A 24,866-nucleotide genomic window follows, 5' to 3' on the forward strand; every position below is an offset into this window, starting at 1 on the left:
CTCGCCCGCCGGCCGGCTCGCTCACTGCACCGCGAGGTCTCCTGTCGAGCGCGGCGCGACCTCGTAGGTCGTCTCGTATTGCGCGGCGAGGCCGGTCACCGTGATGTCCTGATCGACCGCAAGCGACGCAGTGTCGATGACAGGTTGACCGTCCACGATATGCACGAAGACCTGGATCTCGCCCGAGCCGTCGTCGATGTATACCTTGAAGCCGTAGGGCAGGTCGTCCTCCACGGCCTTGGTCACGCGGCCGCCCACGCGCACCAGCAGGCCCTCGACGGGCTCTCCGACCTCTCCGGTCGTCACGTCCTTCGGTCCAACGGCTCCGGCCTCGCCGAGCGTCGTGACCTCGGCTGTCTTGGCGTTGAGCACCGTCTGCTGGGCCGTCTGCCCGAGCGTCCCCGTGACACGCACCCGGGTGTCGAGGTCGAGATCGAGCGCGTCGGGCAGGCTCACGTAGATGCCTCCGGTGTTGTCCTGCAGAGCGAAGCCCTGCTCGCCGGTCGCCGAATTGAATGTGCCGGGCGCGACGGTCACGACACCGTCGACCGTGGCCGTGGAGCCCTCGGCCAGGCCGCGGGCTTCGGAGATGGCGACCACGACCTCCTCGTCCGGAGCAGGCGACTCTTCGTCAGAGCCGCAGGCCGTTGTCGCGAAGACGAAGGTGGTGATGGCGATCGAGACGATGCTGCGAGTCGAAACGGTCTTGCGCATTCCCCGTCCCTAGCCGTGCTGTCCCTCAGGGACAAGACATGGCCCGGAGCGCTGGATCTCGTTATACGGCCTTCGCCTCGTCGTCGTTGCGCGGCCTGCTGAGCCGCGCGTTCCGTCTCGCCTGTCCTCAACGCGGATCTGTGTGAACCACGACGTGGAACGAGCGGGCGGCGATCCCGAGCGACGTTCCCCTCGCTCTTGAAAGCGCTGCTCGGTGGGCCTTGCAGACGAGGCATGCTTCGAAAGCGCCGACGTCGCGCCGAGCAGCGAGCAGCGCATCGTCACGAACCAGCGGATCGCGATCGCGATCCGCCTGCTGGCGACGATCGCGCCCGAACGGCGCGCCATCCTGATCATGACCGACATGGTCGAGATCCCGGTGCGCGAGATCGCTCGCTCCCTCGGGCTCAACGAGAGCACCGCTTCAAGTCGGCTGCGCCTGGCGCGCGAAGACTACCGCGCCGCCGTGAAGCGCCTGCGCCCCGAGAGGAGCAGCGCGCGCTCCGGTCCGGCCTGCTCATGCTACCGCTCTTCTCCCTCGCCTCCTCGCGCACCGCCGCCGCGTCGCCTCCCGTCCGCTCCGCCGTCGTCGAGACGAACGCGCCCGCGACCCAGGTCGGCGTAGGTGCTGGCGGTGAATGGTGAACGCCGGCGATCACGTGGCCGCGATCTTCACCGACCCGACGCGGGACGCGATGAGCACCGACATGGGCCGAGAAATCGACCCGGTGGTACCTGTCGTGGCTCCATCAGGACGACCCGTCTCGCCTCGACGAGAGGCATCCGTGGAGCCCCCGGCGTGAACGCCGAGCAGGCACAGATGTTTCTCGAATGACTCGATCTCGGCATGGATGATGCGGCTCAGTAGGAGCGCAGCGCTTGACTCGCGATGCGGCGCCGTGGCACGGCTGTTCGCCGGGGAGGCTGCGATGGCGTCAGTTCCGCGACGGTTGCTCCGGGCGTTGATCCCGCTCTGGATGTTTCTGGCTTGCGTGCTCGCGTCGGGCGGGTGCCAGTGCAGCTTCGGCGAACCGATTCCGGAGCCGCCTGGCCTCGTCGCCTGCCGGACGCAGCGCGCGCACAGCCCTGCCACGTCTCGCCCCGCGCCGGAGGTCGAGACCGTCGCCGTGGGCACCATCCCGGGGACGTTCTCCATCACGAGCACCGGCGAGGCTGTGTACACCATGGACCTGGCCTCCCCGCCCTCGCGCGCGGGCATGGGTCCCGGGCTCCAACTCGTCTATCGCAGCGACGGCGGCGACGGCGTGCTCGGCAACGGCTTCTCCATCACCGGGCTGTCCGCGATCACGCGATGTCCGAAGAGCCTCGCGCAAGACGGTGAGATCCGCGGCGTGCGGTACGACGGGGATGACGCGCTCTGCCTCGACGGCCAGCGCCTCGTCCCCGTGGGAGAGGGGCCGGGAACCATCGAGTACCGCACGTTCCCGGATACCTTCGTCAAGGTGGTCGGTCACTACCCTCCGGAACGCGGCGCGCCCGCCGAGGCGCTCTTCTTCGAAGCCCATCTGCCCTCCGGCCGCGTCGTCGAGTACGGGCGCAACGATGGCAGCAAGCCCCTCGCGCGGAGCGGCGTCCCGCGCGCGTGGCTCGCGAACGAGGCGCGTGACGGCCGCGGCAACGCCATGACGTACGCATATTGCCTTGCAGAGGCCGAGGACGGCCATACCGCCGAATATGCGGTGGACGAGATCCGCTATACGAGCTTCGAGGGCACGACGTCGCTTGAGCCTTCCCGGGCGGTGCGCTTCGTGTACGGGACCAAGAGGCTCTGGGCACAATCGACAAACCTGTCCTGAGGCTTGTGCTCCGCCGGCAGCTTCAGCCGCTGAGCAAGCGCGCGCCCAGTCGGCCCACTCCTCTGCCAACGTTGGCTCGCCCGCATGAAGCAACGCCTGGAGGGAGGGCCGGGCGCGGTGAGCAAGCACGTCTGGACAGTCGAGTGGACCGCTCGACCACAGCCCGAGGGCAACCAACGGCTCGGCATGGCCGTGCGGATCGCGATCGACCACGCGATCTCACCCTTGGGACGGAACGAAGCGGAAGCGGTATACACAAGCGCGCAGAGCAACGTGGAGACCGACGGAGGGGAGGGGGATCATGAGCGAGCGGATGGCACTGTATGCGCGCGTCTCGACGTCGCATCAAGAGCAGGAGCAGACCATCGCCTCACAGATCGCGGCCCTGGAGCATGCAGCGGCCGCGATGGGGGTGACGGTGCCCTCCGAGCGACGCTACCTCGATGAGGGGATCAGCGGTTCGCGCCTCGATCGGCCTGGTCTCGACGCCCTTCGTGATGCGGCCGCGGATGGGCTGATCGATGGGGTGCTGGTGTACTGCCCCGACCGGCTTGCACGCAACTACGTCCACCAGCACGTACTGATCGAGGAGCTGAACCGACATGGCGTCGCTGTGCACTTTGTGGAGCACCCGCTGGGCGAGCGCGCCGAGGATCGACTGCTCGCGCAGATGCAAGGGGTGATCGCGGAGTACGAGCGCGCCAAGATCCTCGAACGCACCCGACGCGGCCGGCTGCACAAGCTGCGCACCGGGCAGATGCTGCCTTTTCACGGCAACCCGCCCTACGGCTACGCGATCCTCGAGCGCGATCGAGACGTGCCTCCGATCGTGGTGATCAACGAAGTTGAGGCGCAGCACGTGCGGGACATGTTCCGCTGGGTGATCGAAGAAGGGTTGAGTACACGCGCGATCGCGAGGCGTTTGAACAAGAATGGCGTGGCTCCTCGCAAGGCAGAGTTCTGGACTTGGAGCGGCATTTACAATGTGCTGACCAACCCCTGCTACATCGGGCAAGCTGGCTACGGAAAATGGGAGTCCTGCGAGCCCAAGCGACCGAAGAAGCTCGGAAGTTATCGCAAGCGCCAGAAGAGCTCCGTGCGTAGGCGTCCCGAAGACCAGTGGGTCATCGTGCCGATCCCGCCGCTCATCGAAGAAAAGACCCAGCAGCAGGTGAGGCGTGCGCTGGCGAAGAACAAGCTCACGTCAACACGGAACGTACAATGGGAGTACCTGCTTCGAACGCTCGTTGTCTGCGGCGAATGCGGCCGAAGGATGACCTGCATTCATCAGGCGCCCCGCGCTGGTCGCCCCGCGTACGACTACTACGTATGTCCTTCCGATTCCCCTGAAGATCGAGGTCGGCTTCAGCGATGTCCAGCGCGCAACGTGCGGCGCGATGATCTCGATGATGTGGTCTGGAAGGCGGTCGTCGCATGGCTCCAGCAACCCGAGATGCTTCAGCACGAGATCGAGACGTGGCGCACGAGTCAGCAAGGGGCAGCGCAGCGGACACGCGATCGTACTCGCCTTGAGAAGACAGAGAGGCAACTCGCGGCGCAAGTCGAGCGCCTCGTGGACGCATACATGGCGGGCGCGATCACGGCTCCGGAGCTGAAGGCGAGGCGCGAGCGGCTGGAAGCCAGCAAGCAGGCCACGCGCGCACGCCTCGAGGAACTCGCGGTGCAGGACCAGGATCAGGCTCGGCTCGATCGGCTGGCGGAGGACCTGGATGCGTTCGCTGCCACGTTACGCGTCGGGCTGGACAAGCTGGACTTCGCGGACCGGCAGCATATCGTCCGGCTCTTGATCGAGCGCGTCGTGGTGACGGGCAGCCAGATCAACATCGAGCATGCGATCCCCCTGTCCGGCCGGTTTAGCCAGTTGCGCCCATCGCATCAAGGACTCCGCTGCGGTTCGCACCGGCTACTCGGGCGGCGTGGCGCTCCAGCGCTCGCTTCGCCTGGAGGAGATCCAGATGCTCGGTCCGGGCGACGCGCTGGTCCGGAGCTACGGTTTCCGCTACGAGCTCAGCCCGACGACGAGCCGGACGCTCCTCACGCAGGTCGAAGAGTGCGCGGGCGACGGGGTCTGCAAGCCCCCGACACGGTTTCAGTACAGCCGCGGAAAGCCCGGATTCGAGCGGCTCACGACGGACATCGACAAGCCGGTCTCCGAGAAGGCGAGCCCGATGGTGTTCGACATCGACGCCGATGGCCTCGACGATCTCGTGATTCCGGACATTGTCGCGGGGCCCAGCACTCCGTCGCATCCGATCACCGCGTGGCAGGTGGCGCGCAACCTCGGGCCCCGCGCCTCGCCGTCCTTTCTGGCGACGCCGGAGCTCGCCTTCCTCGAGGATTGGCTGTTCGTCGCCGATCCGGATGGCCCGTCCGACCCGGCCCTTCTTCAGCCCGAGCTCGGGACGGTGCTCGAATTCAACGACGACGGGCAGATGGACGTCTTTCTTCACGACGTCTTCGACACCAAGACCACATGGCACGTGCTCCTGTCCCAGCCGGACCGGACCTTCGCGCTCCATGACACGGGCATCCGCCGGCCGTTCCCGCTCGGGGTCACGCCTGCGCCGCCGAGCCTGAGACGCCCCGGCGCCTCGGTGCACCTCGCCGATCTCGACGGCGACTCGGTGCCGGATCTGATCCAGTGCCAGGACCACGCCGAGGAGCTGGTACCGAACCCGCTCTCCGCCGTGTGGACCGTCCACCTCTGGAGGCCCGCGCGCGGCGCGACGCCCGCGGGGTTCGACCCCACGGGCGAATCGATCGAGCTGCTCACCGGCTATCCCTGCGCAATGGAGCTCCACACGCTCGACATCGACGCCGACAGCAAGATCGATCTCATCGTGCCCTCCGTGAGGTTGTCTGGTGACGGGACGGCCCTCATCAAAGATAGCTACGAGGCGATCATGCGCCGGGGCGAGGGACGCTGGGGGGTCATCGACACCAAGCTCCCTGTCGTGCCGCGCGGGGGCCGCGTCGTCTTTCTCGACGTCAACGGCGACGGCCTGCCCGATGCCGTCGAATCCGGCTTCAGCGGCCAGCTCACCACCTACCTCAACACGGGGTCGACGTTCGTGATATCGCCGTTCCGGACCGTCGACGCGTTCAGCTTCGGCGATCTGCTGGGGGTCCCGGACCAGGACGCGCTTTTCCGCCTCGCGGTGCCGCTCGACTTCAACGGCGATGGACGGCAGGATCTCCTCATGCCCGTCCCACCAGGCATGCTGCTGAGTGGCTCCAATGTCCTCCCCTCCTGGGCCGTCCTGCAAGCGACGGGCGACCTGGCGGGGCCGCCGTTCAAGCTCGTCGACGCAGGGGTTCCTTTCGAGGCCAAGCTCGGTGACGCGATCACGCTCGCCGATCCGCGCGGGCCGCGCACCGGCGATCTCAACGGGGACGGGGCCCAGGACGTGATCCTGGCGCTCGGCGGCGTGTTCAACGTCTTCCAGAACCTCTCGGCCGACCAGGATCTCCTGGTCGCAGTCTCTGACGGGATGAACGCGCACGAGCCGACCGAGCCGGGCTTCGTGCCCAACGTGAGCATCTCGTACGGCCACCTGACCGATGCGCCGGTCAAGAGCGGAGGCGCGGAGGAGGATCCGGACCGGAGGAGCGCGCTCTACGTCGCGCGTTCCGGCGCGGCGGACGACTGCGGCTATCCGCGGCGCTGCGTCGTGGGCCCTCGCCGGGTGGTCAGCGCGTACGCGCTCAACAACGGCGCGGATCGAGCGAGGCGCTTCGAGGTCGGGTATCGCGACGGACGCTACCACCGGCTGGGCCGCGGATTTCTCGGGTTCGGCGAGCGGATCGTCACCGACCTGGATACGGGTGCCGTGACGATCGATGTCTACGACCACGTCACCTTCAACGACGAGCTCCAGGTCTTTCCCTTCGCGGGGAGCGTCCAGCGGACGCTGCGCGGGGCTCCGGGGCTCGCGAGCCAGCCCAGATCGGAGCAGATCGAGCTCTCGTTCAGCGACGTGACGCGGACGCTCGTGCCGACCAACAACGGCGCCACGTATTTCACGCTGCCCACCGAGCGCCGGGTGAGGCAAGCGCAAGGGGTCTATCCGCCACCGGGCGGCGCGACGCCCTCCGTCGAGGCGTACGTGCGGGAGATCGAGGGCGGCGGCGACGGCGCGACGCTGCTGCGCGACTCGGTATCGAAGGTGACGGACTTCGACACGTTTGGCAACGTGCGCGCCGAGGAGGTCTCGACGGAGGGCGTCGACCTGACGCTCGAGGTCACGCGGACGTTCAAGAACGACACCGAGCGCTGGGTCCTCGGCCAGCTCGAGACGCAGAAGGAGTGCAGCGCCGCGGCGGGGATGTCGCAGTGCCGGACCCTCACGCGAACGACCACGATCTACGGGGAGGTCGAGACCGAGTCCACCGAGAGCGACGATGGCCTGCCGGACACGAAGCTGAAGCTCACCTATGAGCGCGATGACTTCGGGAACATCACCGGCGTCACGGCGGAGGATGCCTTCGGGCACAAGCGGACATCCAGCACGGACTTCGACGAGGAGAGCATGTTCCCCGAGAAGTACGTGAACGCGGCCGGGCACGCCACGCTCGTGGAGTTCGACGACGCGCTCGGCGTGCTCCTCAAGCGGGTCGATCCGAATCAGCTCGTGACGACGTGGGCACACGACGGCTTCGGGCGACTCGGCGTCGAGAGGCGCCCGGACGGCACGACGACGACCGTCTCCCTCGCTCGCAGCAAGGATGGTGGCCCGGAGCAGGATGCGTGGCGGGTGAGGCAGCAGAGCATCACGACCGGCGGGGCCGACGATACGGTGGAGTTCGACAGCCTCGGCCGCCCGATCCGATGGCTGGGATACGGGCCCGAACCGGAGCCGTCGGAGGGCTCGGGCGGTGCGAAGCGCATCATGCAGGAGATCGGGTACGACGCGCTGGGCGAGCACATCGCGCGGCGCTCGGTGCCGGTCAGGGAGGACACGCCCGAGAGCGCGATCCTGTACGATCGCTACGAGTACGATGCCGTGGGCCGCGAGGTGCGCCATACGACGCCCTGGAACGCGACCACGACGACGGAGTACGATGGCCTGCAGGTGCGCGTCACCGACCCGCTCGACCATGTGACCGTGACCGAGCAGGACACGCTGGGGCGCATCAAGACCATCACCGACGCGGCCGACGGGATCACCCGTTACGCGTACGGCCCCTTCGGACTGCTGCACACGGTCACCGATCCGGGCGAGGCAGTGACGCGCACGACGCGCGACGCGTTCGGCCGTGTCCGGCAGCTCGACGATCCCGATCGGGGCACGACGGTCTCGGTGCATGATGGTTTCGGCGAGCAGATCTCGCAGAGCGATGCACTCGGGCGAGAGACCACGTGGGCGTACGACGCGCTCGGTCGACCCCGCTCGCGCGTGGACCAGGACGGCGCCGAGAGCCGGACGACCACGTGGACCTGGGACACCGCGGCGCATGGCGTCGGCAAGCTCCATACACTCGCGAGCCCGGACGGGGACAAGACGTACGGGTACACGGGCCTTGGCCAGCTCGACACGATCGCGCTCCGCATCGACGGCGAGCGCTCTCCCCTGGAGGCCAGGCTGGGCTACGACGAGCTCGGCCGCGTCGAGACGGTCGCCTACCCGGCGCCGGCCGGCGCGACGCCGTTCGTCGTCGCCCACGGCCACGACGCGCACGGCCACGTGATCGCCGTGCGCGACAGCGGAACGAACCTCGCCTACTGGCGCTTGGCGGACGTGGACGATGCGGGGCGCTTCCGGGAGGAGGTGTTCGGCAACGGCGCTGTCACGGAGCGGAGCTACTTCGCGGACAAGCAGCGCCTGAGGCACATGGCGACGCAGAGCGGCGCGGGGGAGGTGCAAGACCTGGACTATGGGTTCGACGATCTCCTGAATCTCACGCGTCGCACTGACGCGCTCCAGCCAGAGAACACGACGGAGCGCTTCCGGTATGATCCGATCCAACGGCTGACCTGCGCGTACTTCGGCGATCTCGACAGCGCGACGGCGCCCTGCGCCCTGAGCTACCGCCACCATCCGAACGGCAATCTCACCTTCAAGTCGGATGTCGGTGACCTCTCGTATGACGACCCGCTGCACCCGCACGCGGTCACCGGCGCGGGCACCGACAGCTACGCGCATGACGCTGTCGGCAATCAGACCGCGCGGTCTGGCGGCACGGCGGTGCGCTATACGCCGTTCGACCTGCCGGAGCAGATCACGCAGGGCGCGAGCACCATCACGTTCGGCTACGACGGCGACCAGCAGCGGATCCGCAAGACCACGCCGGAAAAGGAGACGCTCTACTTCGGCGATCTGTACGAACGGGTCATCGAGGCGGCGTCGGGCGCCGTGGAGCACCGGTACCACGTCCACTCGCCGGAGCGCGTGGTAGCGATCGCGACCCGGGGAGGCTCGGACGACGGCACGCGCTACGTGCATGTCGATCACCTCGGCTCGATCGACGCGCTCACCGATGAGGACGGCGACGTGATCGAGCGGCGGAGCTATGACCCGTTCGGGCAGCGCAGGAACCCCGTGTGGGGGGAGCGCCCGCCGGCGTCGTTCCCGAGCGAGACGACGCAGGGGTTCACCGGGCACGAGAGCGACGACGAGCTCGGGCTCGTGAACATGAAGGGCAGGATCTACGATCCAAGGATCGGACGGTTCTTGACGACGGACCCGATCGTTTCGATTCCGTCCTTCGGGCAGAGCTGGAATCCGTACAGCTACGTGCGCAACAGCCCGCTCAATCACGTGGATCCGAGCGGGTTCCAGGAAGAGCCGGTGGAGGCGCCGATCCTGCCGGTCTACTCGGTGGTGCGCCCGGAACAATACGCCGTAGAGCTCTTCTACTCGCCGCCGAAAGCAAACCAGCCTGAAGAAGGGCCGCGCGAGGCCGTGGAGGTCGGCGCCACGACGGCGCCTATCGACGTGGGCACGACCGGAAGCTCATCCGGGTACGTGCCGCAGCCGGTGACCGTATCGCCGGAGCACTCGGGCGTCGGCGGCCCAGCCACCGTCGTCGGCCAGACCTTGCTGGGCGCTGCGGAGGGGACGCGCGACCTCGGAGCAGGGATCGGGCGGATGCTCGTGCTGAATGCGCTGACGCTCGGGATGTACAGCGGCTACGAGTTCGGCAGCGCGATGTGGGAGGGCTATGAGGAAGACGGCCTCGTCGGCGCGCTCAATGCCGTGAACCCGCTCTACCACATCGGCCGCGGCGCGGCGGACACGGCCCTCGCCATCGATCGGGATGACTATCGGACAGCGGGCGCGGCGGGGACCAAGACGATGGTCCTCGCCGCGGCCACCGTCTTCGGGATGGGAAGGGGGCTCGGGGCGGCGGAGGAGGCGGCAGCGGCGGGAGCCGCAACCGCGACACCGCTAGCAGTGAGGGTACAGCAGATCCACGGCGCGCTGCATCCGGTCGCTCAACGGATGCGAACGACAGCGGCGCTCGATACGACCGGTGGCCGAATCATTGCCGGAGGCGGAACGGACCTCACCCCTGCACAACGTGCGTTGCTCGTTCCAGGGGAAATCGGTGCGAGCTTGCCCAACTCCCACGCCGAAATAACCGCGCTTACCCATGCACAGCAAGCGGGCATGACACCACAGGCGCTGGCCGTCACACGTGCGATTTGTCCGCAGTGTGCAGCGTCGATCGAATCGAGCGGCGGGAAACTGACAAGTCCAACAGCAGCCACATGGCCCAGGTGACAACAATGCGAAGGTTCGACGAAAGAAGCTTGATCTCAAGCCTGGAGCGCTTGCCTGTCCCGTTTCGGGTTGCTTTTGCAGCAGCCTGCGCCGAGCGACAGATGCTGGCCTATCGAATCTTTGCAATGCGGACAGAGCGAAACCCAGCGAACTCCATGGAGATCGCCTTGGAGACGGTATGGGCGGACCCTAACGCGACAGAGAACGCGACTGACCTCGAGCGCCAGATCGAGGCAATCATGAGTCAGATCCCGCAGGAGAATTGCGTCGAAGGACCGTGGACGCAGGAGGCCACGAACGCACAGAACGCCGGCATGGCCGTGGCCTACGCCTTGCGCACGAAATTAGCTGGCGACGCGCAGGAGGCCGCGTGGGCGGCACGAGTCGCGTACGAAGCGCTCGACAATTTTGTTATCAACAAGGAGAGCATCGACACGAACACACCGGACAACGAGCTGCGTGTGCTCTCACACCCACTTATCCAAGCAGAGCTAGGTCGACAGGAGCGAGATGTTCGCACCCTGCTCGCCGCAAACAATCGAGAAATCGCCAGGACGGTCCGAGAGATCCGAGAGCAAGCAAGAGCCGAAGCCGCCACGTTCTTGGGACGGGACTGATTTGACGAGCACCATGCCAATCCTCACCGACGAGGACGGCGACGTGATCGAGCGGCGGAGCTACGACCCGTTCGGACAGCGCAGGAACCCCGTGTGGGGGGAGCGCCCGCCTGCGTCGTTCCCGAGCGAGACGACGCAGGGGTTCACCGGGCACGAGAGCGACGACGAGCTCGGGCTCGTGAACATGAAGGGCAGGATCTACGATCCAAGGATCGGACGGTTCTTGACGACGGACCCGATCGTTTCGATTCCGTCCTTCGGGCAGAGCTGGAATCCGTACAGCTACGTGCGCAACAGCCCACTCAATCACGTGGATCCGAGCGGGTTCCAGGAAGAGCCGGTGGAGGCGCCGATCCTGCCGGTCTACTCGGTGGTGCGCCCGGAACAATACGCCGTAGAGCTCTTCTACTCGCCGCCGAAAGCAAACCAGCCTGAAGAAGGGCCGCGCGAGGCCGTGGAGGTCGGCGCCACGACGGCGCCTATCGACGTGGGCACGACCGGAAGCTCATCCGGGTACGTGCCGCAGCCGGTGACCGTATCGCCGGAGCACTCGGGCGCCGGCGGCCCAGGCACCGTGGTCGGCCAGACCTTGCTGGGCGCCGCGGAGGGGACGCGCGACCTCGGAGCAGGGATCGCGCGGATGCTCGTGCTGAATGCGCTGACGCTCGGGATGTACAGCGGCTACGAGTTCGGCAGCGCGATGTGGGAGGGCTATGAGGAAGACGGCCTCGCCGGCGCGCTCAATGCAGTCAACCCGCTCTACGAGATTGGGCGCAACGGCGCCGACACGGCCCTTGCTATCGACCGGAGCGACTATCGGGCGGCGGGCGCGGCGGGGGTGAAGACGATTCTCCTCGGCGCGGCGCGGCGCGGCGACGGTGTTCGGTGCGGGCAGAGGGCTGGGCGCGGCGGCGGAGGGCTCGGCGGCGGCTGGAGTCGTTCGAGGACCAGTGGCGACACGCGCACTGGCGCAGCAAGTCGCGAACGTCGAGCGCGCGCCGATGAACTTCAGCTGGACGGTCACTGTCCTAGAAACCGCAGAAGGGCCAACACTCGTCGCAGGCGGCGCAAGTGATCTGTCAGCCGCTCAGATTGCCGAGGCCCATAGGCTGGGGCTGGTCCCCGCGCCCCCGATGCCGGGCTTTCACGCTGAGAAGACGGCGATTGCTGGTGCCGGAGAGCTGGGCTTGACCCCGACGAGGGGAGCCACGTCCACCATCATCTGCAGTGGTCCGGGAGGGTGCGCCGACTTTCTCCGTGGATTAGGCGCTACAGTCGGAAAGTATACCTATGAGTTCTGAGGTCGACATCTCGATGAGCCAAGACGGGCTTATCCACGCCTTAAAGCAGCGCGCCAAGGACGTGAGGACGCGCACGGACTACGCGGACCGGGACTGTCCTGAGCTAGCGCCCCCAGCAGCGCCATACGCCGTGGCCCAGGCTGAGTCCGTGCTGGGCTTCCCGCTGCATCCACTCCACAGGCGGTTGCTGATGGACGTCGGTAACGGTGGCTTCGGTCCTGGTGATGGTCTCATTGGTCTTCCCGGCGGACGTTTGGATGACAATGGTCGGTCTATCGTGGAGCTTCGGCACGTTCTGTGGAACGGCCCGGAGAGCGCCGGATTACCAGAAAGGGTACTCGCTTTGTGCGACTGGGGCGACTCCATTTGGTCTTGCATCGACGAGGAGACAGGTGCCGTGCTCACATTGGACGAAAGCGGCCTCACTGAGACACCCTGGAGCTTCCATACGTGGTTGATCGATTGGCTCAGAGGTGAAAAATTGTTTGGGAAGATGTTCACATTTCACGAACGCACGATAACCAATCCATTCACAAAGCAGCCAATGCTGGTAAAGACACCGGCCGGACCCATTGGCGCCCCATACAAGCGCGTCAAATTCGACTGATGCATTGCCTGTCCGGTCGGATCGGGCTCACATGCAGCGGTCCATCAGCCGACGCCGTCGGCAATCAGATCGCGCAGATCGCGTGCCCGGGTGGCATGACGGTGCGCTACACCCCATTCGATCTGCCGGAGCAGATCACGCAGGGCGCGAGCTGCATTACGTTCGACTACGACGGCGACCAACAGCGGATCCGGAAGACCACCCGGGAAAAGGAGACGATCTACTTCGGCGATCTGTACGAGCGGGTCACTGAGGTGGCGTCGAGCACCCATGAGATACCGGAAGCCAGGATAGGCCTGGCTATCGGACCGATCGTGGGGGAATCGCCCTCACGCTCGGCGGGTTGACGGGGGAGGTCTTATTTCCAGAGCTCGAAAGGCTGATGCTCGAGCGACACGGCTGCCGCTCCTCAGCCCCTCGCCTCCGCCCCCCTCCGCGGCAGCCGCGCCGTGAACGTCGTCCCCCGCTCCGCCTGGCTCGCCACCTCGATCACCCCGCCGTGCGCCCGCGCAATCTGATGCGCGATGAACAGCCCGAGCCCGAGCCCGCGCCCCGCGCTCGCTCGCCCCTCCGCGGGCGACGCCTGCTGCCACGGCTCGAACAGCGTAGCCAGCCGCTCCGGCGCGATCTCCGGGCCCTTGTTGTGCACCTCGATCAGCACGTCTCCCCCGCGCGGCCGGATCGCCACCCGCACCGCGCTCCCGGCCTCCGCGTGGTCGACCGCGTTCTGCACGAGGTTCGTCACCATCTGGGCGATCCGCTCGGGATCCCACAGCCCCGCGCCGCTCCCCCGCAGATCGAGCCGGATCGGCACCCCCGCGTGCGTCGCCCGGAGCTCGTCGATCGCCCCCTTGCAGAGGACATGGAGGTTCCCCGGCCTCCGCGCGATCGGGATGCTGTCGCCGAAGCAGCTCCGGGTCAGGTCGAGCAGGTCGTCGATCGTCCGCGCCATGCGGCGCGCGCTCGCCGCGATCCCCTCGACGCTCGTCGCCTGGCGCGGCGTCAGGTTGCCGTGGCGCATCAGCGTGCTCGACGCCAGCGTGACCGCCGTGAGCGGCGTGCGCAGGTAATGGCTGAGCGCGGCCAGGAATCGATCGCGAAACGCGAGATCGTCCAGCCGCGCAGCCTCCGCACGCTTGCGATCGGAGATGTCGATCGCCGTGCCGACCATCCGGACGCTGCGCCCGGTCGCGTCGAAGAAGGTGCGCCCCTGCACGCAGACCCAGCGCTCGATCCCGTCGCGGATCCCCACGAGGCGGTACTCGATGTTGTACTCGCCGCCGCTCTCCGGGGCCTGCGAGCGCCGCACGGCCTCCTGCACGCGCGCGCGATCGTCCGGGTGGATCGCCGAAAGGAAGAGCTCGTAATCGACGTCTGACGCCGGCTCCAGCCCGCACACCTCCCGGCAGCGGTCGTCCCAGCGCAGCTTGCCGGTCACCGTGTCGTAATCCCAGACGCCAACGCCGCCGGCCTGCGTCGCGAGCCGCAGGCGCGCGCCGCTGTCCTCGAGCGCGGCGCGCGTCGCCCGCTCGATCTCGAGGGCGCTCGTCCACATGCTCGCGTCCACCACCGCGTGGAGGACCTGCGCTTCCCCGGCCCCGAGCGCGATGTCCTGGGCGACGCACTCCTCGATCAGCGCAGCCCGGAGGTGCGATAGCTCCCGCAGCGCCGCCTCGATGCAGCGGCCCCGCGTGACGCAGCGGCGCGCGTGGTCCTCGACCCGCTCGTACGCGCCGCGGAGCGCCGTGTCCTCGCCGGAGAGCCGGCTCGCCGCGAGCGCCTCGATGAGGTGCTCGAGCAGCGCCGGCGCCGCGTCGACGAGCACCGGACGCTCGCCCCGCCGCGGCGTCGGCGCCCTGGGATCGTCGAGCACCCGGCGCGTCCAGCGATCGAGCACGTCGCGCTTGCAGCTGCGGAGCCGGGAGGCAGCGGAGGTCTTTGCTAGCGGGCCGGCGTCATCCATCGATACAAAGCGAGCGCTCGCCGGCGCAGATGTCACGTGAGGACACCCCCTGATTGGCGCGTAAGTGACCGTCACCGGGCCCGACGCCTCTGCCCTCGGCCACCGGGCCCGACATCTCCGCCCTCGGCCACCGGGCCCGATGTCTGCGCCCTCGACCCGCCGGCGCGTAAGGCCCCGGCCGATCGGCGTTTGCCGCGCCTCGGCGCTAGAACGCGCCCAGCACCCCGACCCCGCCGCCCTCCGGGCCGATGAGCGGCACGATGCGCGCGTGCACCCGCGCTGGCGAGCCCTGCCGTGCCCCCGCGGCGCTCGCGCCCTCCGCCCTTGATGGGCCCGAGGTCAGCACGAGGACCGCCCCCGCGGCGAGCGCGGCGACACCCACGCCGACGCCGATCGTGGACACGAGCGCCTTGGTCTCCGCCGCGTTGATCTCTTTGCGACCTTCCGGCGTACACAGCTTCTCCGGACAGAGCGCTTCGTCCTTTTCCGCGTCGCTCGCCTGCCCCGCGGCGAGGATGCCGAACACGGCGCCGACGCCGAGCACCGCCGCGCCAGCGCCCCCGATCACGAAGCCCGCGGTCTGCAGGCCGCCGCCGCTGCGGCCGCTGACGGCGCCGCCGGCCGGCGGCACCTGCGGCCCGGCGGTCTTGCTCGTGGGCGCTACCGGCAGGAGCTTCGGGATGGCGATCGTCTTCAGATCGGCGCTCTCGCCGACCTGGACGGTCGTCGACCAGACCGTGTAGCCGCTCGCCGTCGCCTCGACCTCGTGCGCCCCAGGATCGATCGGGATCGGCGTGCCGAGCGCGGCCGCGGGGATGTCGCCGCCGTCGACGCGGACCAGCAGGCCGGGCGTGTTCTCCGCGTTGAGCTGGATCTTCGAGAGCCTCGGCTCCAGGGCGTCGATGTGCTCCTGCGCAAACGCCTCGCGCGCGGCGTTGCCCTCCTTCTTCGAGGCGAAGAGCGCCTCCTTGAACTGCCCCCACGCGGTCGCCGTCTTGCCGAGCCCCTCGTTGCACAGGGCCAGGTTGAGCAGCGTCCCCGTGCCGGGCCGCAGGCGCTGGCTCTCGGCCAGCTTGGGGCACGCCTGCGCGTACGACTTCGCCTCCATCAGGCGGCGCCCCTCCTCGAACAGCGTCTGGGCGAGCGTCGGATCGCCGCCCGCGCCCTGCGCGGCGGCGCCCGAGGGCGCGAGCAGGGCGGCCGAGGCGAGCACGACCGCGGCGAGGGCGAGGCGGGCGCGACGCAGCGCGCGGGGGGCATGGACTATCGAGGGGATCATGGCTGTGGGCTCAGTGCGGGTCGTTCAGGTCGATGCCCTTCGGAGGGCGCTGCGTCGTCGCAGCTTGCGACGGGCGGGCGGCCGGCGTGGTGCGCCCCGCAGGCGCGCCGCCCCGGGCGGCAGTGGGCGCCGTCCTCGGCGACGCCGCGGGGGAGCTCGCGGCCGCGGCGGCGTTCGCCGCGGGGGCGCTCGCGGCAGCGGAGGCGCTCGCCGCCGCGTCAGCCGTCGTCGCTGCGTCGGCTGCCGCCCCTGTCGGTCGGATCGTCGGCCCGTCCGGCGTCGTCGTCGCGGCGGCAGGCGCGGGCTGCTCGGGGGTCGGCGCTGGCGCCGGCGCGGCGGTCTCCGTCGCGCTCACGGCGACCGTGGGGGCCGCCGCCGTGCCCTCCGTCCCGTCGGCGCCGCCCCGGCGGAGCACGTAGACACTGCCGACGATCACCCCCAGGAGGAGGGTCGCGGAGATCAGCGCGATCGCGAGGATCGCGGAAGGCGAGACCGATAGCCCAGGGATCCGGCGCCCGTCCGACGAGATCCCGAGGTGGGTCGACGACGCGAAGGTCGCGGCGGCGCGGGAGCTCATCGGCGCGCTGTACGGACCGGGGACGATCTGCTGATGCGGCGTGGGCGCCGGGAAGCCGTTCGGCGGGATCGGGCTTGGCCTGCCGTCCTCGGCAGGGTGAGGCCCCAAGGCGCCGCCGCCGGACGACGGGAGCTGGGAAAACGGCGACGATGGATGGGGGTAAGGCGTCGAGGCGTGGGCGGTGGGCGACGGCGCCTGCGAGAACGGCATCCCGTGGGGGAGCGGCGTCGGCGGGCGCGGCTGCGCGGTGTCGCGCTGCCAGGCGGGATGCGAGGTGGGCCCCGGCCACGACGGCTCGCGAGCGGCCGGGCCAGGGAGCCTCGAGTCCACGGCGGGGAACGACGGCTGCGACGCGCGCTGCCCGCCGGGGATCGCGGCGTGCAGCGACAGGCCGCCCATGCGCGCGATCCGGGCCAGGGTCGTGTACGTGCGCGCGGGCGCGAACGGCGCGAGCGACACGATGAGCTCGGCGACCGACGCGTGCCGGTGCTCGCGCTCGCGGGCGTACGCCTTCTCCAGCACGGCCGCGAGCGCGGCGGGCACGTCGGGGCGGATCTCCCGCAGCGGCGTCGGCGTGCCCGTCAGCACCTCTGCGCAGAGCTGCGGCAGCGTCTCCGCGTAGTACGGCTGCCTGCCGGCGAGCAGCTCATACAGCGAGACGCCGAGCGCGTAGATGTCCGTCCGGTGATCCACCGAGCGCGTCTGCCGCATCTGCTCCGGCGACATGTACAGGGCCGAGCCCAGCGCCGCGTCCGTGCCCGTCAGGACGTCGACCGCGCCGGTCGCCATCTTGGAGATGCCGAAGTCGAGCACCTTGACGAGCGGCGAGCCGTCGACGCGCGCCGTCAGGAACAGGTTCGCCGGCTTGAGATCGCGGTGGACGATGCCGAGCCCGTGGGCCTCGACGATCGCCTCGCTGCCCTGCGCGATGTAATCGATCGCGTCCTCGATGCCGAGCACGCCTTGATCGCGGAGCAGGCGCGCCAGGTCGCTCCCGATCAGGAACTCCATGACCATGTAGGGGGCGCCGTTCTCGAGCGTGCCGACGTCCGAAACACGGGCGACGTGCTCGCTCTTGATCTTCATGCCGGCCTTCGCCTCGCGGAGGAAGCGGGCCGACCCCTCGGGGTGCTGGGTGAACTCGGGGAGCAGGAACTTCAGGGCGACCCGCTCGTCGAGCACGACGTGGCGGGCCTCGACGACCACGCCCATGCCGCCCTGGCCGATGACCCGCTCCACGCGGTACTTGCCGGCGAGCACGGTCCCCGGCTCGACCGGGGGCAGCGAGGGCTGTTTCGTCTCCGAACCCGACACAGCGGGCGATGATCACCGCTTCGCCCTCGGACGGCAAGGGCGGGAGGCGCCGGTGTCGGGGCGCGGCGTGGCGAGGCGGACAGAACGACGCCAAAGGCGCCGCAACACGGGGTTTTTGCGCCGCCGCACGGTCGCTTCGTCCCACGGCTCGCGCCGTCGCGAGGCCGCGTTGGCGTGCGATCGCTCCGTCACACGCTCGCGTCGCTGTGCGGTCGCTCCGTCACACGCTGGCGTTGCTATGCGGTCGCGTTGCCTCACGATCGCCGTCAGACGCTCGTGTTATCGCGTCCGCACGCTGCGGCGCGCTCGCGTCCACGCACCGTCATGCGCTCGCGCCGCGACGCGCTCGCCCCGTCGTGCCGCGACGCGCTCGCCCGCCGCACGCCCGCGCGCTCGCCACACGCCCGCGCGCTCGCCCGCCGCACGATCGCGCCCACGCGCCGCCACGCCGTCGATCCCTGGCCGAATCGTCCTCGAAACGATCTCGCCGCGCGCCTCACGCGCGTCACGGAAGGCGAGACGGAACGGGGCACTTCTGGTTGGATAGGGCCACCCCCGGAGACAAACCACCGTGCGCCTGCTCATCCAGCACCGGACCCGTTACAACTATCCCCGTCCCGCCTCGCTCGGCCCGCAGCTCATCCGGCTGCGGCCCGCGACGCACGCGAAGGCGAAGATCGAGTCGTACAGCCTGAAGATCGACCCGCCGATCGCGGCGCGCTGGCAGCAGGATCCGTACGGCAACCACGTCGCCCGGGTGCTCTTGCCCGCGGGCGAGCGCGTCCCTCACTTCGACGTCCTGGTCGAGCTCGCGGTCAGCGTGCGCCCCGTGAACCCGTTCGACTTCTTCCTCGACGAGCGCGCGAAGGAGGTCCCGTTCGCGTATCCGGCCGAGCTCAAGCAGGACCTGGCCCCCTTCCTCGACAGCACCGACCCCTCGTTCGCCCGCGGCCCGCTGCTCGATGAGTTCCTCGCCGGGCTGCCCTCGAAGGGCGACACCGTGTCGCTCCTCGTCGCGCTGAACACCGCCGTGAACCGGCGCATCAAGTACGTCATCCGCGAGGAGGCCGGCATCTGGACGCCGGAGGAGACGCTCGCGCAAGGGCGCGGCAGCTGCCGTGACTCGGCGGTGCTGCTCATCGCGGCGCTCCGGTCGCGCGGGCTCGCCGCGCGCTTCGTGAGCGGCTACCTCGTGCAGCTCACGGACGAGGGGATGATCCCCGACCAGCCGCGCGGCGTGAGCCGCGACGTCGTCGACCTGCACGCGTGGGCGGAGGTCTTCCTCCCCGGCGGCGGCTGGATCGGCCTCGACGCGACGAGCGGCCTGCTCTGCGGCGAAGGCCACATCCCGCTCGCCTGCACCGCTTCGCCCGCGCTCGCGGCGCCGGTCGAGGGCACGAGCGACACGCGCGCGACCGACGTGACCTTCGAGATGAAGGTCGGGCGGCTCGGCCACGAGCCGCGGCCCACCACGCCCTACGAGGAGCCGGTGTGGCAGGAGCTCCTGTCCGTAGCAGATCGCGCGGACGAGCGGCTCACCGCCGCGGGCCTCTCCCTGACCATGGGCGGCGAGCCGACGTTCAACTCGCGCGAGTATCCGGACGCGCCCGAGTGGTGCGAGGGCGCGCTCGGCCCGACGAAGTGGTCGCAAGGGCTCCGGCTCGCGCACGAGCTCCGGCGCCGGATCACGCCGGGCGGCGTCCTGCTGCTCCGCGCCGGCAAACACTACCCCGGCGAGAGCCTGCCCCGCTGGGCGCTCGAGATCATCGGCCGGCGCGACGGCGTCCCGATCTGGACCGAGATGTCCCAGGCGCGCCACGCCGATCCGGCGACCAGCGCGTCGCGCGGGCGCGGCGTCGAGCTCTCGCGGAAGTTCGCGGACGCGCTCGCGACGCGGCTCGGGCTGGCCGACTTCCTGATCCCGGCCCTCGAGGACCCCTGGCGCCACCTCCAGGACGAGGCGAGCCTGCCCACCGACGTCGACCCGCTCAAGGCGAACCTCGACGACCCGGAGGAGCGGCGGCGCCTCGCGCGGGTCCTCGATCGCGGGCTCGGGCGAGAGGTTGGCTTCGTCCTGCCCCTCGCGCGCCAGTGGGGATCGTGGATCAGCGAGCGATGGGGTTTCCGGCGCGGGCACCTCTTCCTGCTCCCGGGCGACAGCTCCATTGGCCTGCGCCTCCCGCTCCGCTCGCTCGTCGCGGTGGCCCCGCCGCCGCCGATCGAGGAGCTCGTGTCGCCTCACGACCCGCGGCGCGGCGATCTCGAGCTCGACGAGGACGACGAGAAGCAGCGCCGCGTCGAGCCGCTGGACGGCGACGGCGACCCAGAGCACGCCGAGGCGGCGCGCGCGCGCGCCGCCCAGCGGCACGCCTCCGAGGACAAGCGCGCCGTGCACGCCCAGCGCGCCGCGCCCGCCGCGGGGCGATCGGGCTACGGCGTGCGCACGGCGCTCTGCGTCGAGACGCGCGACGGCCTCGTCCACGTCTTCCTGCCGCCGCTCCTCTCGCCGGCCGACTTCTTCGAGCTCATCGCCGCGATCGACGCGACCCGGCAGGAGACGGGCATCGACGTGCTGCTCGAGGGGTACCCGCCCCCGGCCGGCGCCAACGTGCTCCGCTTCTCGGTGACGCCGGACCCGGGCGTGCTCGAGGTGAACCTGCCGCCCTCCGACGGGGTGCGCGCGTACGCGTCGCTCCTCGAGACGGTGTTCGACGCGTCGCTCCACAGCGGCCTGCACTGCGAGAAATACCTGATCGACGGGCGCATGGCGGGGAGCGGGGGCGGCCATCACCTCACGTACGGCGGCCCGACGCCGCTCTCGAGCCCCTTCCTGCGCCGGCCGGATCTGCTGGCCAGCCTGCTCACGTTCAACCAGCACCACCCGTCGCTCTCGTACATGTTCGCCGGCCTCTTCGTCGGCCCGACCTCGCAGGCGCCGCGCGTGGACGAGGCGCGCCACGAGAACCTCTACGAGCTGGAGATCGCGCTCTCGCGCGCGTTCGAGCGCCGGCAGAACGAGCCGGCGTGGCTCTCGGACCTCCTGTTCCGCCACCTGCTCGTGGACATGACGGGCAACACGCACCGCGCCGAGGTGAGCATCGACAAGCTGTTCGACCCGCAGACGGCGCACGGCCGGCAGGGGCTCGTCGAGCTGCGCGCCTTCGAGATGCCGCCGCACTTCCGGATGGCGGTCGCCCAGGCGCTCCTCGTCCGCACGCTCCTCGCCTCGTTCGCCGAGGCGCCGTACACGGGCCGGCTCGTGCGCTGGGGCCAGGCGCTGCACGACCGCTTCCTCCTGCCGTACTACCTGTGGCGCGACTTCGAGGACGTGCTCGATCACCTGAAGCAGCGCGGGCTCGCCCTGCCCGCGGACGCGTACCGGCCGTTCATCGAGCTGCGCTGCCCGGTGGTGGGCACGCTGCACGCCGGCGACGTGGTGCTGGAGGTGCGCAACGCGATCGAGCCGTGGCACGTGCTCGGCGAGGAGCTGACGACGACGGGCACGTCGCGCTACGTGGACTCGTCGATGGAGCGCATCGAGGTGCGCGTGCAGGGGCTCACGCCGGAGCGCCACACGGTGCTCGTGAACGGCCACGTGCTGCCGCTCCGGCCGACGGGGACGGCGGGCGAGCACGTGGGCGGCGTGCGGTTCCGCGCCTGGGCGCCGCCGCACAGCCTGCACGCGCACCTCGGCATCCACCACCCGGTCCACATCGACATCCTGGACACGTGGGGCAAGCGCTCGATCGGCGCGTGCGCCTATCACGTGTGGCACCCCGAGGGCCGCGCCTTCGACGCCGCGCCGCTCACGCGGTTCGAGGCGTCGGCGCGGCGCGCGCAGCGGTTCACGATCGAGGGGCCGACGCCCTGGCCGGTGACCGCGAAGCAGGCGATCGCCCACGGCGACGCGCCCTACACGCTGGATCTGCGGCGCTACGCCGTGGACCGGCCGCCGCCCAAGCCGCAGAAGCCCGAGGACGAGGGGTGAGCTGCGGGGCCGCGCTGCGGTGAGACCCAGCGCGGCCGGAGGCTCGCCTGGACGGAGGTCCGTCGGCCACGGTCGAGGCGGGTGTGACACTTTGGCCCGGCGCGCACGCCCAGCGCGCCGCGCGGAAAATCCCGGCGCCGGTGGCGCCGAGCGCCGCCACGGCCTCCTCCGCTGTGGCGATTTGCCTTCTCGCGGGATACCCCACGTCCGCCGGCCGACGTGCTCGGATGACCCGGAACTCCGGCGCCGAGCTCGCCTCGCGCGGCATCACGGCTCTCCGGGGCTGCGGCCCAACAGGTGAGTCGCGTCAGAACAGCGATTGGTACGCCCCCTGCTTGAGTGTTCGATGTCCCCTGCATCGCATGCGGACAGTACACCACGAAGGAGGACAACCCATGTTGCGCAAGGTGCTCGCAGTGCTCTTGGTTTCCACGATTCCCCTGGCCACGGGCTGTTTCGTCGACACGGACGACGACAAGGACGAAGGCGACGACTGCATCACGGCGTGTTCGACGGAACGAGACGATTGCATATCGGCGTGCGACGACGACGGCGATTGCGTCACGGCGTGCGAAGAAGATCACGACTGCGACTCGCTCTGCATCTGAGCGCGCCGCGCCGTCGCTGGTTCAGTGATGTCGCCCGGGCAGGCGCCGCGAGAGCCTGGCCGCGAGCGACGGGCGCGTCCGGATCATGTGCCGCATCGGCCGGATCCCGGAGGGGAAGGCGGCCTCGGCGAGCGAGGGCATGAGCGCCTCATCGACGTTCTTGAGGGCGACCACGCGCTCTTCCCTCCGCTCGATCCAGATGAGCTCGCCGTCGCCGGCGCGCCCGAGCCGCGGCTCCTCGCCGGCGATCGGCGAGCCGTCGTAGAGCTGCCACAGCGCGGCCTCGACGCCCGCCGCGGCGCCGGCGTCGTCCCACGCCGACGCCCACGCCGTACCGATCGTGTCCGTCTTCCGATCGCGCACGAACAGGGCGCGATCGCCATCCCAGGCCGCCGCCAGCGCGCGCATGTCGCCGAGATCGGGCGCGCCCTCGAGCGGGCGCAGGAGCAGGTAGGTGAGCCACTCACCGAGGGTGTCCCAGTTGAGCCGCTCGATCCGATCGTCGAGCGTGGACGGGATCTCGTCCAGGCCGACGCCGACCTCTGGGTCCTGGGCGTCGAGGGCGAGGACCTGCTGGGTGCTCGCGGGCGCCCGCGTCGTGAAGAGCGCGTCCTCGCTCGACCAGTCGAACGGCGGGAGCCTGTCGATGAAGGGCGTCGCCGCGCTCGCGCCTGTCAGGTTGTGAGCGCAGTACTCGAGCCCGAAGCTGTAGGCGAACGACGGATACGCCATGAACAAGAGGGGGAGCTCGCTCCCGGCGAGGAGCTCCTCCCGGCGCGCATGCACCGAGGACAGGAGCGGGCCCCAGTCCACGAGGTGCAGATCGGCGTCGAGGTGCTCTTGCATGATGAAGCGCCCCTCCGTGAGCGTCGCGTCGCCTTCGGTGACCGCCCGCTGCGCGAGGAACGCGTCGCTCGTCAGCGCGTCGTCCTGGTCCGGCCCCAGGTCGAAATGCTGATCCTGGAGCCCGTGCACATACTCGTGGATGAGGACGGAGTCGTCCACCTCGCCGATGAGCACGATGCCCTTGCTCTCAGGCGAGTACCAGGCAGCGGCCCAGTCCCTCGAGCGAGCCAGCGTCTCCCGCAGGTCCGCGTCGACGGCGAAGTAGCCGAGCCGTCCGTAGGTCGCGGCCATCTCCGCGAGATCGTCCTCCTCCGCGGCGGCCGCGGCCGCCTCCTGGTCCGCCTCGAACTCGTCCCGCGTGATCGTGACGACCGGCACGGCGTTGCGGAACGACAGCTCGCGCACCTGCTCGGCGCGCTTCGCGAGCCGGGCGAAGCGGCGCTCCTCCTCGGATGGCTCGTCGCTGCAGCCGGCGATCGTCGGGATGACGGACAGCCCCACGAGAAGCGCGATGCCATCGAAGAATCGGTTCATGGTGGGCGGGCGCCTAGCACCGCATGTGCCGGGCTCCTCGTCGCGGCGTTCCCGGCCGACCCAGGCGATCCGAAGGCGGCCCTGCCGGCGCGCGGCGCGCGTGGCGGGGCGGCGCGGCGGGCGCTGTTGTGCGCTTGCGCAAACGGTCGCGTAATTGCGCAATGGGCCGTCCGCTCGACGCGCCGCTGCCCCCGGGATGCCAGCGCGCCGCCCGCCGCTGCGGTCCGTCCCGGCGGGCGACGCATGGCCGGAGGGGGAGGGGGATCAGGCCGCCGAGAGGTAGTGGCGCGCGAGGAGGTCGTTCTGGAGCCAGAGCAGCTTGTTGAACGCGCGGAGGGTGCCCACCTCGGTTTCCCGGTCGAGGCCCAGCGACAGGATGGTCTGGAGCAGGGCGTCCGACACGAAGCCCATGAGTGCGTTCATCTGCACGAGCGGGACGACGACCTCGGGATTGCCGGCCTTCGCGGTGTGGATCTTCCCCACCATGTCGAGGTAGGCGACCATCTTCGGATCGTACGGGTGGGTCACGAGCCGGACGAGGTAGGTTGAGAGGTGCTGCTTGCGGAACTTGATCTGCTCGTGGTCCAGCGTGAGCGACGCCAGGTCGGCCGGGGCCGCCCCCTCGTAGCCGTGCTGCTTCGGCACGAAGTGGCGCTTCGTGGCGTCGTAGAGGAACAGCTTCTCGTACACCGCGTTGACGAGCGCCTCGACCCGCGGGGCGAGGTGCGGCGCGGCGCCGTGGATCGCCGCGATGTCCGCCTCGCCGAAGCCGACAAACTCGATGAGATATCCGAACCGATACTCGAGATCTGACTCCAGACGGCTCTCGTCGATGTGTTTCATCACGACGGTTCTCCTCCGCGTCTTCGCTGGCGGCATGCCGCGGGACAACGCAGGGTGAAGACACCGGACCAGCTGTCGCCTGTCAAGCCTTGACGTGACAGGTCGCGGCGGGG

The 24,866-nt window shown here is 69.7% G+C and carries 15 protein-coding genes and 1 pseudogene; 10 read left to right on the plus strand and 6 right to left on the minus strand.

The features are described from left to right. Positions 1-21 precede the first annotated feature (21 nt). Positions 22-714 carry a DNA-binding protein gene (locus WME79_RS01445; protein WP_437531188.1) on the minus strand — a complete coding sequence of 231 codons (693 nt, stop codon included), beginning with the start codon at positions 712-714 and terminating at the stop codon, positions 22-24. A 214-nt stretch (positions 715-928) separates the two neighbouring features. Here WME79_RS01445 and WME79_RS01450 point away from each other — a divergent pair, with 214 nt between their 5' ends. The 8 genes and pseudogenes from WME79_RS01450 to WME79_RS01485 all read left to right on the plus strand — a co-directional run bounded on the left by WME79_RS01450 (position 929) and on the right by WME79_RS01485 (position 13,148). Then, complete coding sequence (locus WME79_RS01450; RefSeq protein ID WP_437531189.1) at positions 929-1,339, plus strand: RNA polymerase sigma factor; 411 nt, start codon at positions 929-931, stop codon at positions 1,337-1,339. Between the two features lie 352 nt (positions 1,340-1,691). Next, complete coding sequence (locus WME79_RS01455; protein ID WP_437531190.1) at positions 1,692-2,531, plus strand: SpvB/TcaC N-terminal domain-containing protein; 840 nt, start codon at positions 1,692-1,694, stop codon at positions 2,529-2,531. Between the two features lie 313 nt (positions 2,532-2,844). After that, positions 2,845-3,948: pseudogene (locus WME79_RS01460) on the plus strand (recombinase family protein); the annotation flags it as partial. A gap of 433 nt (positions 3,949-4,381) precedes the next feature. Next, entirely contained in the window at positions 4,382-10,276 is a 5,895-nt protein-coding gene (locus tag WME79_RS01465; protein ID WP_437531191.1) for an RHS repeat-associated core domain-containing protein, read from the plus strand. Positions 10,277-10,305: 29 nt separating this feature from the next. Continuing rightward, entirely contained in the window at positions 10,306-10,893 is a 588-nt protein-coding gene (locus WME79_RS01470; RefSeq protein WP_437531192.1) for a DUF416 family protein, read from the plus strand. Positions 10,894-10,906: 13 nt separating this feature from the next. After that, positions 10,907-11,968, plus strand: coding sequence for an RHS repeat-associated core domain-containing protein (locus WME79_RS01475; RefSeq protein WP_437531193.1), 1,062 nt, complete (start codon positions 10,907-10,909; stop codon positions 11,966-11,968). Between the two features lie 239 nt (positions 11,969-12,207). Then, positions 12,208-12,801 (plus strand): SMI1/KNR4 family protein, encoded by a 594-nt coding sequence (locus WME79_RS01480; protein ID WP_437539735.1) that lies wholly within the window; start codon positions 12,208-12,210, stop codon positions 12,799-12,801. Then, a complete protein-coding gene (locus WME79_RS01485) occupies positions 12,801-13,148 on the plus strand; it encodes a hypothetical protein (protein WP_437531194.1) in 348 nt (115 codons plus the stop codon). The genes WME79_RS01480 and WME79_RS01485 overlap by 1 nt, the downstream gene beginning before the upstream one ends. A 62-nt stretch (positions 13,149-13,210) precedes the next feature. Here WME79_RS01485 and WME79_RS01490 read toward each other — a convergent pair whose 3' ends face one another. From WME79_RS01490 to WME79_RS01500, 3 genes are all read right to left on the minus strand, one after another. Then, positions 13,211-14,764, minus strand: coding sequence for an ATP-binding protein (locus WME79_RS01490; RefSeq protein WP_437531195.1), 1,554 nt, complete (start codon positions 14,762-14,764; stop codon positions 13,211-13,213). 205 nt (positions 14,765-14,969) lie between these two features. Further along, entirely contained in the window at positions 14,970-16,043 is a 1,074-nt protein-coding gene (locus WME79_RS01495; protein WP_437531196.1) for a hypothetical protein, read from the minus strand. A gap of 10 nt (positions 16,044-16,053) precedes the next feature. Next, entirely contained in the window at positions 16,054-17,934 is a 1,881-nt protein-coding gene (locus WME79_RS01500) for a serine/threonine protein kinase (protein WP_437531197.1), read from the minus strand. 571 nt (positions 17,935-18,505) lie between these two features. Here WME79_RS01500 and WME79_RS01505 point away from each other — a divergent pair. Beyond that, on the plus strand, positions 18,506-21,922 hold the full coding sequence (locus WME79_RS01505) for a DUF2126 domain-containing protein (protein WP_437531198.1): 3,417 nt from the start codon (positions 18,506-18,508) through the stop codon (positions 21,920-21,922). Between the two features lie 395 nt (positions 21,923-22,317). Then, positions 22,318-22,530, plus strand: a complete 213-nt coding sequence (locus WME79_RS01510) for a hypothetical protein (RefSeq protein ID WP_437531199.1) — start codon at positions 22,318-22,320, stop codon at positions 22,528-22,530. Positions 22,531-22,551: 21 nt separating this feature from the next. Here the strand turns inward: WME79_RS01510 and WME79_RS01515 are convergent, their stop codons facing one another. After that, a complete protein-coding gene (locus WME79_RS01515) occupies positions 22,552-23,910 on the minus strand; it encodes a hypothetical protein (RefSeq protein ID WP_437531200.1) in 1,359 nt (452 codons plus the stop codon). 264 nt (positions 23,911-24,174) lie between these two features. After that, positions 24,175-24,753 (minus strand): protoglobin family protein, encoded by a 579-nt coding sequence (locus tag WME79_RS01520; protein ID WP_437539737.1) that lies wholly within the window; start codon positions 24,751-24,753, stop codon positions 24,175-24,177. Positions 24,754-24,866: the final 113 nt, after the last annotated feature.

The organism is Sorangium sp. So ce726 (genome assembly GCF_051521405.1).
Lineage (GTDB): Bacteria > Myxococcota_A > Polyangia > Polyangiales > Polyangiaceae > Sorangium.